This is a genomic window from Kitasatospora sp. NPDC058170 (assembly GCF_042883905.1).
In the GTDB taxonomy this organism is placed as follows: Bacteria; Actinomycetota; Actinomycetes; order Streptomycetales; family Streptomycetaceae; genus Kitasatospora.
In genome coordinates this window covers 1-14,071 of sequence record NZ_JBHVUV010000017.1, presented here as the reverse complement: position 1 = coordinate 14,071, position 14,071 = coordinate 1, and the positions used below count along the sequence as shown (strand labels likewise).

At 74.0% G+C, this 14,071-nt stretch carries 11 protein-coding genes; 4 read left to right on the top strand and 7 right to left on the bottom strand.

Annotation, left to right across the window (positions count from 1 at the left end; translation table 11 throughout):
* Positions 1-14: 14 nt before the first annotated feature.
* Entirely contained in the window at positions 15-1,268 is a 1,254-nt protein-coding gene (locus ACFVVX_RS19965) for a hydroxymethylcytosylglucuronate/cytosylglucuronate synthase (protein ID WP_387947290.1), read from the bottom strand.
* A gap of 366 nt (positions 1,269-1,634) precedes the next feature.
* Here ACFVVX_RS19965 and ACFVVX_RS19960 point away from each other — a divergent pair, with 366 nt between their 5' ends.
* Positions 1,635-3,290 (top strand): ATP-binding cassette domain-containing protein, encoded by a 1,656-nt coding sequence (locus tag ACFVVX_RS19960; protein WP_387947288.1) that lies wholly within the window; start codon positions 1,635-1,637, stop codon positions 3,288-3,290.
* A gap of 109 nt (positions 3,291-3,399) precedes the next feature.
* Here the strand turns inward: ACFVVX_RS19960 and lanL are convergent, their stop codons facing one another.
* The 3 genes from lanL to ACFVVX_RS19945 form a co-directional block, all read right to left on the bottom strand.
* Positions 3,400-6,087: a class IV lanthionine synthetase LanL gene (gene lanL, locus ACFVVX_RS19955; RefSeq protein WP_387947286.1), complete on the bottom strand. Its 2,688-nt coding sequence runs from the start codon at positions 6,085-6,087 to the stop codon at positions 3,400-3,402.
* Between the two features lie 2 nt (positions 6,088-6,089).
* Entirely contained in the window at positions 6,090-6,257 is a 168-nt protein-coding gene (locus ACFVVX_RS19950) for an SflA family class IV lanthipeptide (protein ID WP_387947284.1), read from the bottom strand.
* A 358-nt stretch (positions 6,258-6,615) separates the two neighbouring features.
* Positions 6,616-7,386 (bottom strand): YqjF family protein, encoded by a 771-nt coding sequence (locus tag ACFVVX_RS19945; protein WP_387947282.1) that lies wholly within the window; start codon positions 7,384-7,386, stop codon positions 6,616-6,618.
* A gap of 261 nt (positions 7,387-7,647) precedes the next feature.
* Between ACFVVX_RS19945 and ACFVVX_RS19940 the strand changes: the two genes are divergently transcribed.
* Positions 7,648-9,021 (top strand): FAD-dependent oxidoreductase, encoded by a 1,374-nt coding sequence (locus ACFVVX_RS19940; RefSeq protein ID WP_387947280.1) that lies wholly within the window; start codon positions 7,648-7,650, stop codon positions 9,019-9,021.
* Here the strand turns inward: ACFVVX_RS19940 and ACFVVX_RS19935 are convergent.
* Positions 9,008-9,682: a DJ-1/PfpI family protein gene (locus ACFVVX_RS19935; RefSeq protein WP_387947278.1), complete on the bottom strand. Its 675-nt coding sequence runs from the start codon at positions 9,680-9,682 to the stop codon at positions 9,008-9,010. The genes ACFVVX_RS19940 and ACFVVX_RS19935 overlap by 14 nt on opposite strands.
* A 71-nt stretch (positions 9,683-9,753) precedes the next feature.
* On the opposite strand from ACFVVX_RS19935, the gene ACFVVX_RS19930 reads away from it, so the two are divergent.
* On the top strand, positions 9,754-10,707 hold the full coding sequence (locus ACFVVX_RS19930; RefSeq protein ID WP_387947276.1) for a helix-turn-helix domain-containing protein: 954 nt from the start codon (positions 9,754-9,756) through the stop codon (positions 10,705-10,707).
* A gap of 35 nt (positions 10,708-10,742) precedes the next feature.
* Here ACFVVX_RS19930 and ACFVVX_RS19925 read toward each other — a convergent pair whose 3' ends face one another.
* Together ACFVVX_RS19925 and sigJ are read right to left on the bottom strand one after the other, a co-directional pair.
* Positions 10,743-12,149, bottom strand: coding sequence for an MFS transporter (locus tag ACFVVX_RS19925; protein ID WP_387947274.1), 1,407 nt, complete (start codon positions 12,147-12,149; stop codon positions 10,743-10,745).
* Between the two features lie 261 nt (positions 12,150-12,410).
* Entirely contained in the window at positions 12,411-13,364 is a 954-nt protein-coding gene (gene sigJ, locus ACFVVX_RS19920) for an RNA polymerase sigma factor SigJ (RefSeq protein ID WP_387947272.1), read from the bottom strand.
* Between the two features lie 171 nt (positions 13,365-13,535).
* Here sigJ and ACFVVX_RS19915 point away from each other — a divergent pair, with 171 nt between their 5' ends.
* Positions 13,536-13,940: a hypothetical protein gene (locus ACFVVX_RS19915; RefSeq protein WP_387947270.1), complete on the top strand. Its 405-nt coding sequence runs from the start codon at positions 13,536-13,538 to the stop codon at positions 13,938-13,940.
* Positions 13,941-14,071 lie beyond the last annotated feature (131 nt).

Below are 14,071 nucleotides of genomic sequence, written 5' to 3'. Positions count from 1 at the left end.
CGGAGGCCGGCGGGTCAGAAGAGCGGATCCGTGGGGCGCAGGACCCCGAGCAGTGCGTCGGCCACCTGGGCCGCGCCGTCGGTGCCGACCGCGGTGGTGAGCGCGCCCCAGTCGTCGACCCGGGTGGACCGGCGCAGGGCCTCCAGGACGCCGTTGCGCAGGGCGTGGCCGACGGCCTGGCGGTCGGTCCCCTGGGCTGCCGCCCCGATCGCGCCGTAGATCAGCTCCAGGGCGTGGTCCTCGCCCTCCGCGCGGAGCGCCAGCGCCTCGTCCTCGGCGAGCACGGCCTTGGGCCACGGCACACGCAGTCGGGCCCCGAGCGCCTGACTGTGGAACCGGCCGTTGAAGATCTGGCTGAGGTTCTGCGGCGGCAGGCAGACGGTGGGCACCTGCAGCCCGCCCGCCTCCAGCAGGGTGGTCAGACCCGGTGAGGTGAGCAGGACGTCGCAGTCGGCCAACCGGTCCAGGAACGCGCGGTGCCCGAGTGGGCCGGTGGTCGTCCGGGGCGGGGCGATCGACGCGTCGACGAGCCGACCCGCCAGGTCGCCGGGCAGGTTTCCGGCGATGTGCACCTCCTCGACCCCGTAGGCGGAGAGGGCCTCCAGGGCGGCCGGGACGACCAGACGCGGGTAGTGCGCGGGATCCCCGAGCCTCGGTGCCCGCAGACCGCCCAGGCTGACCAGCGCCCTGCGGTAGGGGCGGCCGGTGCGCCGCCCGGCGCCGCGCTCCGACTCCGCGGCGCGGGGCCGGGCGATGACCGCCTCGACCCAGCGCAACTCCCGCGCGCCGGCCAGGATGTCCAGGCACTCGGGCGGCAGCTCGACGCTCTTCTGGGCGCAGTAGACCGTCGCGTCCAGCGGCAGTGCGGCCCGGTCGCCCTCGGACCAGAGGAAGGGCAGGCTGTCGACGAACACCGTGGGCACGCCCGCGGCCAGCAGCGCCGTCGCGGCCGCGCCGTCCAGGACGACCACGGCGGCCCGCACCTCCTGCGACCGCACGATCTCGCGGACCGCGGGGGCCAGCCGACCGGGATCGTCCGGCAGGTCGTACCAGTCGTCCACGGTGTGCTCGGCCAGTAGCGGGCGGCCCAGCCCCGACGCCAGCCCGACGAACCGCAGGCGGGGCACCGACCGCTCCCGCAACGCGGAGAGCACGGCGCTGAGCTTCCCCGAACTGCCCCATCCGAACTCGGCTCCGACGAGCGCGACGGTGACGGGACCGGACCGCGCGGCGGGGGCCGCGGAGTGCGTGGTGACATCGGACGGCATCGGTTGTCTCTCGCATTCCGTGGAGGGGGCACACTCGGGACCAGGGGAGCCCGCGGACACATCCGCGGACGCATCCGTGAACGCCTCCGTGAACGCATTCGTGAACACGCAGGGGCAGAAACGGCCTCCGGTGAGATCTCGTGCTCCCACCCCGAGGCTTCCTTCGGGTGCAACCGTTCCGTACGCGTCTTACTTCGGGCAAGGCATTTTGGCGCGGATTCAGGCCGACGAGTGAATTGCCCGATAGGTCGACTAACTATCATCCGATGAACGTTAGTTGAGGATCCATCACGCGACTGGAGATCAACGGGGAGGTCGCGGTAATTGAATCGCCCACCGAGCGTTCGGCGGCTAGGATCCGTTTCCATGGGCTACCTCGAAGCCACCGGGCTCGGTCACGTTCTCGCCGACGGTCGCGAGCTGTTCCACGACGTCTCCTTCCGGGTGCCGGCAGGCGAAACGGTCGCGCTCATCGGCGACAACGGCGCGGGCAAGACGACCTTGCTGCGCACCCTCGCGGGTGAGATCGCGACCCAGCGGGGATCGTTCCGCTCCCAGGGCGCCTTCGCGGTCATGCCGCAGTTCATCGGCAGCCTGCGCGACGACCGCACCGTCCGGGACCTCCTGCTCACCGTCGCGCCGCCGCCGCTGCGGGCCGCCGCCGCCGCCCTCGACGCGGCCGAGCTCGCCATGATGGAGGCGGACGACGAGCCCACCCAACTCCGCTACGCCCAGGCGCTGGTGGACTGGGGCGAGGTCGGCGGGTACGACTACGAGGTGCTCTGGGACACCGTGACGGTCGCCGCGCTCGGCGTCCCGTTCCAGGCCGCGCAGTACCGGGAGGTGGCGACGCTGTCCGGCGGTGAGCAGAAGCGGCTCGTCCTGGAGGCCCTGCTCCGGGGCCCGGCCGAACTGCTGCTGCTGGACGAACCGGACAACTACCTGGACGTCCCGGGCAAGCGCTGGCTGGAGGAGCAACTCGCCCAGACCAGGCAGGGCGTGCTGCTGATCACCCACGACCGCGAGGTGCTGAGCCGCACGGCCGGCCAGGTCGTGACGCTGGAGGGCGGCACGGCCTGGACCCACGGCGGCGGATTCGCCACCTGGGGCGAGGCCCGTGAGGCCCGCTGGCAACGCGCGGCGGAGCTGCGGCAACGCTGGAGCGAGAAGCACGAGCAGCTCAAGGAGCTGGTCCGGACCTTGCGCCAACAGTCCTCCATCAGCGACGAGATGGCCTCGCGGTACCACGCCGCCCAGACCAGGCTGGCGAAGTTCGAGGCGGTCGGGCCGCCGCCCGCGCCCCCGCGCCGACAGCGGGTCGCACCGGACCTGCGCGGCGGCCGGACGGGAGTCCGGGCGATCACCTGCCGCGAGCTGGAGCTCACCGGGCTGATGCGGCCGTTCGACCTGGAGGTGTTCTTCGGCGACCGGGTCTGCGTGCTCGGTTCGAACGGATCCGGCAAGAGCCACTTCCTGCGCCTGTTGGACGAGGCCGGCGGGGATGCGGCAGGCGGGGGCACGGCCGCGACCGTGGCGCACACCGGTGAGTGCCGGCTGGGCGCGCGCGTCCGGCCCGGGCTGTTCGCCCAGACGCACCGCCACCCGGAGTGGGCCGGCCGGACCCCGGCCGATATCCTCGGTGCCGGCGAGGGCGACCGGGCCGGGCTGGACCTGGAGCGCGCCATGTCCGCCCTGAGCCGCTACGGCCTGGCCGGCGCCGGCCGCCAGAACTTCGAGACCCTGTCGGGCGGGCAGCAGGCACGCTTCCAGATCCTGCTGCTGGAGCTCGCCGGGGCGACCCTGCTGCTGCTGGACGAGCCGACCGACAACCTGGACCTCATCTCCGCCGAGGCCCTGGAGGAGGCCCTGGCCGCCTTCACCGGAACGGTGGTGGCGGTCACCCACGACCGCTGGTTCGCCCGGGTGTTCAGCCGCTTCCTGGTCTTCCGGGCGGACGGCCGGGTGGTGGAGGCGGACGAGCCGGTGTGGGACGAGGGCCGGGTCAGCCGCGTCCGCAGCTGACCCGGGCCGCGCGGCCGTAGTCGGCCCGGTTCGGCCCGGTTCGGCCCGGGCTCCGCGCGGGCACCGCCGCCCCGGCACCGCCGCCACCGCGGCGAGGCCCCGGAGCCGGTCAGCCGAGGAGGCCGAGCCGCTGTCCGCCCCGGTCGTGCAGGCGTCTGAGGAAGGCGAGGACCCCGGCGGAGCCGCCGGCCCAGGTGGCGCTCGACCTGGTCAGGCCGGCGTCCGGGAACACCGGACGCGACGGGGGGCCGCCGCTGCGGCTGAGGATGATCGCGGCGACGGTATCGGCGGCGTCCCAGAACTCCTCGGATCCGGACGCCTTGGCGACGTCCACCATCAGGTCGCCGACCCCGGACAGCCCGCAGCACTGGTTGACCAACGGCATCCGCGGCGCCAGTGCGGCGCAGGTGCGCGCGCTCTGCTGGGCGAGGGCCAGGTACCGGGGTTCGCCGAGCCGGTCGGCGGCCCGGACGAGCACCGCCCCGATCCCGGCCAGGCCCCGGCACCACGAGCCGTAGCGGCGGGTCGCCCCCGGGCCGGTCGCCGCCGCGATGATGCCCGGGGTGAGGTCGGCGAGGTGCGCGGTTGCCTGCCCGGCCCTGCGGACGGCGGCGGGATCCCCGGTCGCGCTTGCGTACTCCAGGAGGAAGTACGCGACACCCGCCTCGCCGTGCGCCAGCCCCTCGCCCAGGGCGGCGCTGCCGATCGTGTCGGCGCCCGGGGGAGTCAGCCGGGCCCGGTCGGACGCCAGCATCCGCTCGCACTCGGCGGCGACGGCGAGGTGCCGGTCGGCGAGGTGTCGGTCGGCGGGCCGGCCGTTGCCGCTCGCGGAGGCGTGGAGGGCGAGCAGCAGGCGGCCGATGCCGATCCCGGCGACGCCCTCGATCAGGTCCGCCTCCGGCAGCCCGCCGTCCGGCCCCCGGGTCGGCAGGGCCGGGTGGCCGCCCGACCCGGCGGACCCGGCCGCGCTCGCGCCGGCCACCTCCGCGGCGCCGGCCACAGTCACGTCCACGCCGTCGGCGTCCGGGGCCGCCGCTGCCTCGGCGAGGAAGAGGTCGACGCCGGTACGGCCCGAGTAGAAGCCCGGCGAGAGGCTCCTGGACTGGCTCGCCGTCCACTGCGCCAGGGCGTCGACGGCTTCGCGCACCCCGGGTCGGTGGACGTGTCGAAGGAGTTCCAGGCCGAGCCCCGAGCTGCCGCCGTAGACGTCGACCGGTGTCGGGATGGCCTCGCGTGCGGCGAGCACCGGGTCCGCGATCCTGCGGGCCTCGTCGACGCAGAACGCGGTCGTGTGCTCGATGATCTCCGCCAGCAGGCCGTCGTCGAGGCGGAGCGGGCCGGGCCCCCGCGAGGCAGCGGACGAGGCAGCGGACGTCCGGGGTACCAGGGGTACCCGGGCAGCCGGGGCCGCCCCGGGCAGCTCGGTCGCCCCGGGCGCGCCGGCGCGGAGCCGGTCGGCGCCGGCCGTCCGTACGGCCGGATCGAAGCTCGACAACGCGGTGATCGTCGCCCGGATCCATCGGTGTTCGTCGCCGGGCAGGGCCCATGCCAGGCCGGCGAGGGTGCGGTCCCGGTTGACGGCGGCGTCCGCGTCGATGACCACCGGATCCATGCCGGTGGCGGCGAAGCAGAGGGTCGCGCCCAGGGCGTAGTAATCGTCGGCGGGCTCGGCAGGTCCGGCCGCGCGTCGAACCGGGTCGCTGTAGCCAGGGGTCGAGCCGTCCGGACCGGTGCCGTCCAGCGCGCTGATCCCGAAGTCGATCACGTGGCATCGACCCGTGGCGTCGAGCACGACGTTGTTGGGCTTGAGATCCCGGACGACCACGCCCCGGAGGTGGATACCGTCCAGGATGCGGAGGAGCTGGGCGGCCAGGTCGGCGAGGGTGCGTGAAGGCCGCGCCTCGTCGTCCCGGTACGGGCCGTTCTCCTGGACCTCCCGCCGCAGGTCCCGGTCGCCGCAGCTGGTCATCACCAGGTACTCGTCCGAGCGGTGCCGGAAGTAGTCGAGTGCGCGGGGCACCCCCGGGACGCTTTCGAGCGCGGCCAGGACCGTTCGCTCGTTGCGCAGCCGGTCGCGGGTGTCCGCGCCGGTCTCGTCCTCGGCCACGAAGGCCCGCGCCTGCTTGACCACCACCGGCAGCCCGGTGCCCAGGTCGACCGCGCGGTAGAGGTTGCCCTGCGGTTTGCGCACGATGCCGGCGGTGACCCGGTAGCGTCCACCGCCGAACCCGGCGGAGGAGCGCGGCCGGGCGTCGTGCCCGGGCCGGTTCTCGAACGGGTCCTCAGCCCAGGGCGGACACCGGTACGCGCCGCCGGCCAGGCCGTCGAAGACCCGGCCGTCCGGACCCGCCATCACCGATTCGAGCCGCCCGCTCCGGCCGGTCCGGTAGTCGCCCGTGAAGGGCCCGTAGCGGTAGTAGACGGGGGAGTGCGGATCGACCCGCCGGTCGCTGACGATCTGCGGGCCCTCCCGGCCGCGCAGCACGGCGACGAGTTCGTCGGCGATCCGGACGACGGTGCCGGGCGCCGGGTAGACCGTGATCGCCTTCCCGACGGCGCCCGCACTCGACGCGCCGGAGTTGATCGCGCGCAGGGTCTCCGGATTCCTGGCCCACTTCGCGTGGCAAACGTGGCGCGACAGCACCGGCAGGACGAGGGTGGTCACGGCGTCGAGGTCGCCGGGCCGGGCCGAGACGTGCAGCTTCCAACCGTGTTCCATCGCCGGCATCCGCGGGTCGTTCAGGTACGACCAGGTGTCATCGGACCATCCGCTGAGGCCGGCGATGGAATCGGCCACTGCTAGGAGTTGAAGTCGCAGGCGAAGCGAGTGGTCGCGGTCACCCACGGGTCGGCGAGACACGCCGTGGCGTCATGGTCGTTGCGGTCGTCGTCCTCGAACACGATGGCCTCGTCGTCGACCACCAGCGGACCCGCGTCGCGGATCTCGTCGATCATGAGTACGGGCATGTGACGCCTCCAGGTCTTGTCGTGCCTCCGGCGACGGCGCGGGTTGCGCCCGCCGCGGACCGCCGGGCCCGATGGGGCCGCGGTCCTGACCCCCGAAGGTAGGGAGGAATGATCGACCTGACAAGAGGTCAGAACGCACGAGTTCGGCCTCGGGGATCAACCGGGGAGCGGTCGGCGGCAAGGGGTGATCTTGCTCGTCGGCACAGTGGTCGCCCGTGCCGACCGGGTGGCTGGAGACCATGTGAGCCGGTCGGCGTCACTCCGACGTGCCGACCACGGCCGGATTTCGCCGGATTTCGCCGGGGGTCACAGTGCGGGCGCCGGTACGGAGGCCGCCGGGCCGGTGTCGCAGGTGCCCTCAGGGGGTCGGGATGCCGGCCGGGCGCAGCGGGCCGCCGAACCGCACGGGCACGCCCGGCGAGTACAGGACGCTGACCGGCGCCCGGACGGGCTCCGGCAGCCCGGCGGCGGCCACCAGGTTCTCGTCGCACTCGGTCAGCTCGGCGCGGTGCAGCGGCCAGCGCGGGTGGGTGTTCGGGAGGTACATCTGCCGGCCGAAGAACTCGCTGTGCATCCCCCAGCGGGCGGTCAGGAAGTGCTCCAGCTCGGTCGGCTCCTGGATCTGTTCGCCGATCCGCACGGATATCCGGCTGTGCACGCCGCGTGGCCCGGGCCAGCGCCGGGCGCTGGTGTAGGTGACGGTGTCGTCCTGCCGGTCGATGCTCATCCGGGCCCAGACGTACGGCAGCCGGAACCCCAGCCGGGCCGTCGCCACCGGCACGAGGCGGGAGGCTTCGAGCGAGCGGAACACCACACCGCGCCGGCCGTGCCCGTCCACCGAGTAGAGCCGCACATTGGTCTCCGGGAACGTCCCGAGGTACGGCACCCCCGGCAGCCGGAACCACCCCACCCGGTGCATCCGGAACGCCACCAGCCCCACGTACGTCACCCCGTCGAGGGTGTCCGGGCGGGTGCCGGGCGGGAGCAGCGGCGCCACGTCCGCCGGGTCCGCCGCCCAGTGCAGGAAGGTCAGATCGAGCCAGGACTGGGTGAGTAGCGAACCGTTCACGGCCCGTGCCGGCTCGGCCGTGACGGGTTCCGGAGCGGCTGTGGGGGCAATCAGGGACATCCGTCGAGGATAGAACGACGAGCAGGGAAGCCGACGGGGACGACCGGGAGGGGTGGGCCATCGCCCGGTGTTCCCGCAGGTCGGGAGTGGTGCCGACGCCGTTCCGGGGCGACTGGTCAAGATCGCCGCTGGCCTCCCCCTCGCGGCGGTGTCCGTATCGCGCCGGGCGACCGGTCCGCACCGCGGCGGACCACCCCGGCTCCCGTTCCAAGATCGACAAGCGCTAGGCTCCGTCCGCAACACGACGCGAAGGGGAGCTCTGTGGCGCGGGTTGCAGTGATCGGCGGAGGTATCAGCGGGCTGGGGACGGCGCTCATGCTCGGGCGGCGGGGCCACCCGGTCACGGTGTTCGAGCAGGACGCGCGGCAGGCCGGGGAGGACCTGGACCGGGACTTCTTCCACTGGCGCAGGCCCCGGGTCCCGCAGGCCGTCCAGCCCCACTCGTTCCTCGCGCCGGTGCGCACCGTGCTGCTCGCCGAGGCCCCGGACGCCTATGCGGACCTGCTGGCACGCGGAGCCACGGAGTACCACGACTTCGACTGGTTCGGTGAGCATCCGCCGTACCGGGCCGGTGGCGAGGAGCTGGTGACCCTGCGCACCCGCCGGATCGTGCTGGAGGCCGCGCTGGCCGCGGCCGTGCGGCGGGAACGCACCGTCGAGGTGCGGCGGGGCCGCCGGGTGGACGCCCTCACCGTCGAGGAGGGCAGCCCCGCCCGGGTCACCGGCGTGCGGGTCGGCGCGGACACGCACCGGGCGGACCTGGTCGTCGATGCGTCCGGTCGCCGCTCGCAGGTCCCCGCCTGGCTGGTCGCGGCCGGCTGCCGCCCGCCCGTGGTCGACAGCCACCGTGCCGGGATCGCCTACCTGTGCCGGTGGTACCGCCTGCGTGCGGACGGCCCGCGCGGCCCCGGGCGGGTCAGGACCGGCTCGGCCGCTCCGTTCGCGCTGGCCGGCGTCTTCCCCTCCGACAACGACACCTTCGCGGTGAACCTGGTGCTCTCCACGGGTGATCCGACCCGCGGCGCGCTCACCGACCCCGCCCTGTTCGAGGCCGCCGCACGCCGATTCCCCGCCCCGGCCGCCTGGCTCGACCTGGCCCCCGAACCGCAGTCGCCCGTCCTGGCGATGGCCGGCCTGGACAACCGCTGGACCTCCCTCGCCGACGAGGACGGGCCGATCGTGACCGGCCTGGTCAACGCCGGGGACAGCCTCATCCACACCAACCCCACCCTGGGCCACGGCGTGGCCCTCGGCCTGCGCGCGGCCCAGCACCTGGCCACCCGTGTCGACCGGATCGCCGCGGACCCGGCCGAGTACCACAGCTGGGCGGCACAGTCCCTGCGCCCGTGGTTCGACGCGCAGGTCGCGGCCGACCGCGTCAACGAGCGGCAGCTCGCCGAGAGCGCACCGCTCTCGGACCGGCGGGCCGCCGCCATGGCCGCCTGTGCCTTCGACGACCCCGTCGTCATGCGGGCCCGGGCCCAGGTGCGGCACCTCCTGCGACCGGCCGACGAGGCCTTTGGCACCGAGGAGGTGGACCGCCAGGTGACCGCCTGGCTGGCCGCCCGCCCGGAGTTCTCGCCGCAGCACGACGGCCCGACCCGGGACCAGTGGGACGCGCTCATCGCGGGCTGAGCGCCTGCCCGGCCGGCCCGCGCCCGGAGCCGCCGGCCACGGTGGTGTGGTCGGCCGTCCACCGGTACTCCATCTGGCGGGCGGTGCGACGGGCGAGGTCCTCGCCGAAGAGCCGGCCCACGATGTGCAGACTGGCGTCGATGCCCGCGCTGATCCCGGCGGAGGTGACCAGGTCGCCGTCGTCGACCCACCGGACGTCGGTGCGCACCCGGATGTCGGGCCACCGCCGGGCCAGCTCCTCCTGGTCCTCCCAGTGGGTCGTGGCCGGGCGGCCGTCCAGCGCCCCGGTGGCGGCCAGCAGGAAGGCGCCGGTGCAGATGCCGAACGTCAGTGCGGAGGTCTGCCGGCGCCGGGCCAGCCAGTCGAGGACGTCCCGGTCCGACTCGACGGCCGTGGTGACGCCGCCGGGGACCACCAGCACGTCGAAGGGCGGATCCTCGGCGAGGGTGTGGTCCGCCACGACCCTCAGCCCGCCGCGGGCCCGGACCGGGCGGTCGGATGCCGCGACCGTCAGGACGCGCAGCAGGGGTCGGTCGTCGGCGGTGCGGGCCAGCCGGCCGGCGGTGCTGAAGACCTCGAAGGGGCCTCCCATGTCGAGGACCTCGACCTCGTCGAAGAGCAGCATGCCGAACGTCAGCGGAGCGGTGGTGTCAGGCTTCATGCCACCAGGTTCGGGCCTGGGGGGCGCCGGCCGACAGTGTCGGAAACGGTGCGCACCGCTAGGATTCCGCCATGCGTCAGCACCGGATCGCCTGCCTCGCCTTCGACGGGATGGCCCCGTTCGAACTGGCCACGGTCGCCGAGGTGTTCGCGGTCCCCCGGCCGGAGCTGGACGTGGACTGGTGGTACCGGTTCGAGCTGTGCGCGGAGACACCCGGGCCGCACCGCGTGGTGGGCGGCTTCGACATCGTGGTGCACCACGGCCTGGAGCGGCTCCGGTACGCCGACACCGTCGTCGTCCCGGGCGTCGCCGACGTACGCCGCGAGGTCTCCCCGACCGTCCTGACCGCGCTGCGGGACGCGCACGGGCGGGGAGCGCGCGTGGTGTCCATCTGCAGCGGGGCGTTCGCCCTGGCCGCTGCGGGCCTGCTGGACGGCAGGGAGGCGACCACGCACTGGCGGCACGCCCGCCTGCTCCAGGAACGCCACCCGGAGGTGACGGTCAACGCCTCGGTGCTCTACGTCGACAGCGGATCGGTGGTCACCGCCGCCGGTACCGCCGCGGGCATCGACGCCTGTCTGCACCTGGTCCGCCGCGACCACGGCGCCGAGGTGGCCGCCCGGGTGGCCCGCCGTATGGTCGTGGCCTCCCACCGCGAGGGCGGCCAGGCCCAGTTCGCGGAGCATCCGGTGGGCCGGGCGCCGTCCGACGACCCGATCGGCCAGGCCATGCGGTACGCGCTGGACGGCCTGCAGCGCCGGCTCACCGTCGACGAACTGGCCGGTGTCGCGCACCTCTCCGTGCGGCAGTTCGAACGCCGGTTCGCCGACGCGGCCGGTCTGCCGCCGGGGCGCTGGATCACCCAGCAGCGGATCCGGGCGGGCGCCGGGCTGTTGGAGTCCGCGGACCATCCGATCGACGCGGTGGCCGCCCGGGTGGGCCTGACCGTCGCGGGGTTCCGCCACCACTTCCGGGAGGCGATGGGCGTCAGCCCCTCGGCCTACCGGCGCCAGTACCGGCGCTGACCCTCACCGGGCCTGGCCCTCGCCGGCGCTGACCCTCACCGGTGGTCCGAGCCGCCGGGAGCCGCGGCCGGGCTGTGCGGGAGCAGCGCGGCGGCGGCGAGGCCGATGAGCCCGAAGGCTGCCAGGGTGATCATCGCGGCGGCGTACGCGTGCGTGGTGAGGCCGGCGACGAGGATGGTGCCGGCGACCGCGGTTCCGAGGGAGGATCCGAGATTCGACACGCTGCGGGACAGGCCCGAGATCTCGCCCTGCCGCTCCTCGGTGAAGCTCGACTGGACGATGTTGACCGAGGGGGTCAGCATCACACCGAGGCCGAGGCCGATCAGGAGCAGTCCGGGGGCGAAGGCCCAGGCGCCGGGGGAGCCCCGCACGATGAGGAGCAGCACGACGATGCCCGCGATCGTGCCGATGAATCCCGCCAGGATGAGGGTGCGCTGGGCGTACCGCTCGGCGAGGCGTTCGGCGGCGAGGGAGGACACGAGGATGCCGAGGGTGGCCGCGGTGAAGATCACGCCGGTCTGGATCGCGTCGTAGCCGCGGACGACCTGAAGGTAGGACGCCACGGTGAAGGACACGCCCATCAGGAGCAGCCACTGGGTGTTCTGGGTGACGAGCCCGAGGTTGGAGACGCGGCTGCGGAACAGGCTGGTGGACAGCAGCGGCTCCTTGCCCGCCAGCTCCCTGGCGCGCACCCACCGGAAGAAGCCCGCCAGGAAAAGCGCACCGAGGGCGAGCAGGGCGAGCATCAGCCAGCCGTTGTCGTCGGCGGCCAGGATGCCGGTGACGACGAGGACGAGCCCGACGGCGGACAGGACGGTGCCGACGGTGTCGAACGGGCGGGTCGGGTCCGGCGGGAGGGGGTCCTCGATCCGGCGGACGAGGATGATGATCACGACGATCACCAGGGCCTGGAACACGAAGGCGGCCCGCCAGCTCAGCGCGGACGTGATCAGCCCGCCGATCAGCGGCCCGGCCGCCGCGCCGACGCCCCCGAGCGCCATGATCGTCCCGAACGCGCGGGCCCGCGACGCCGTCTCCGTGAAGAGCAGCGTGGTGAGGATGTAGACGGGCGGGATGAGCAGGGCCGTTCCCACGCCTTCGAGGATCGAGTTGCCCAGGATGAGGACGCCCAGGCCCGGCGCGGCGGCGCTCAGCAGCGCGCCGACGCCGTACACGAGGAGGCCGGTGACCAGGCACCGCTTGCGGCCGTAGCGGTCGGTCAGCTTGCCGCCGGGGATCATCAGGGCGGCCATCACCAGCAGGAAGATCGTGATCGCGACCTGCACGCCCTGCACGGTGGTGTCGAGGTCCTCGCTGATGTCGTTGATCATCACGTTCATGTTCGAGCCGGCGAAGCTGCAGATGAACTGGGCGAGGGCGAGCGGGGCGAGGATCCGTCGCGAGGCGGCGGGTGAACCTGCGGCCGGGGCGGCGTCGCTCATCGGTGCCACCGCCTTCCCGCCGACATCAGCTCGCGGCGTCGATCTCGGCCTCGATGTGGAGGGGCGCCGCCGACCGGCTCTCCCTCCCCCACGGTAGGAGCCTTCGCGGGCGGCCGCGCGGGCAGGCCGCGGGCGCCCGCCCCCGGCCGGCCGGGCGAGTCGCGGGGTCCGCCGCGCGGCGTTACCCCTGGCGCCACCGGACCGACCGGGCCCCGCCGGGGCGGCACGCGGCTCATGGGTTCGTGGGCTCGTGGCGCCGGGTCAGCCCTGTTCGTCCCCGATCCACGCACCGAGCTTCTCCGGGTTGCGGACCGCCCAGATGCGCGTGATGCGGCCGTCGGCGAGGTCGAACGCCGCCACGGTCACGGTGACGCCGGCGTGCTGGGCGACCAGGCCGGGCCGGCCGTTCACCGTCCGCTCCAGAAGCGTCAGCCCGGGGGCCTTCCCGGCGATGTGGATCAGGTACTGGGCGATGCGCTCGCTGCCCTCGACCGGGCGCAGGGCCGCGCCGACCATTCCGCCGCCGTCGGCGGTCATCGTGGCACCGGGGTCGAGGAGGCCGACCAGGGCCCTGACGTCCGCGGCCTCCCAGGCCTCCTTGAAACTCCGGACCACGCCGGCCTGCCCGGCCGTCGGAGCCGCCAGGGCGTGCTCGTCGCGCACCCGCCGACGGGCCGAGGACGCCAGCTGCCGACACGCCGCGGGCGTCCGGCCGACGATCTCGGCGACCTCGGCGAAGGGGTACCGGAAGACGTCGTGCAGGATGAACGCCACGCGTTCGGCGGGCGTCATCGACTCCAGCACGACGAGGAAGGCCATGCTCACCGACTCGTCCAGGGTGACCCGGTCGGCGGGGTCGGCCGGCTCGGCCCTGCCGCCGCCCACCAGGCCGCCGGACCACTCCGTACGGTCGGGCAGCGGCTCGGGTATCCACGCGCCGACGTAGCGCTCGCGGCGCACCCGCGCCGAGCCGAGCAGGTCCAGGCAGACGCGGCCGGCCACCGTCGTCAGCCAGGCACCGGGCGACTCGACGGCCTCCTGCTGCTGACGCGACATCGCGTACCAGCGGGTGTACGTCTCCTGCACGGCGTCCTCGGCCTCGGCCAGCGAACCCAGCAGCCGGTAGGCCAGGTTGATCAGCCGGCGCCGCTCCCCGACGACCGCGCTCAGGCTCGGCTCGGACCGCTCGTGGGTTGCCTCGGACGGGGTGCTCATCGTTGCGACCGTTCCCTGGTTCTTCTCGTCCGCCTCCGCTCACGAAACGTCGACGAACCACCCCGGCGGACTGTGGGGCCGGCGCTTCGCCTCACATTTCGAGGGCCTGCGTCGTCGAACTACCGAGACACTACCGATCCACCGCCGCGAGGCAGAAGAGGGGTCCGCACCATGGCCACACAGATGACGGTGCAACAGAGCAGGCCCACGTTCGTGCAGGTGGCGATCGCCCTGCAGACCCTGGCCGTCTTCTTCCAGGCGACCACCGCCGGGCTGCTGCTGTCCTCGTCCCACGGCGAGGTGCTGCACAGCGTCGGAGCGCGCGTGATGTACGGCGCGTCGATGCTGTACGTGCTCGCCGCCGTCCTGGCGTGGCGGCCGGGCGGCGGTTCGCCCCGCCCCATCCTGTACGCGTCCGGCTTCCTCGTCCTCGCCTCGGTCCAGGTGGTGCTGGGCGTCGCGCACCGGCCGTCGCTCCACGTCCCCCTGGGTGTCCTGATGTTCGGCCTGAGCGTGCTGGCGCTCGGCCAGGTGCTGTCCAGCCGCGGGCCGGGGCGCTCCGGCACGCGGTCCTAGGGTCCGTCTTCAAACTCCCGCCTGCTTGGCGGCGTTCGGGCACGCACCTCGCCGCGTTGTCGTCAGTCGCCAATGGCCCCCAGCCTTCGGCCGGGAGGTGCCCCCACCGCAGTGGCTCCCTCCTCCGCCTT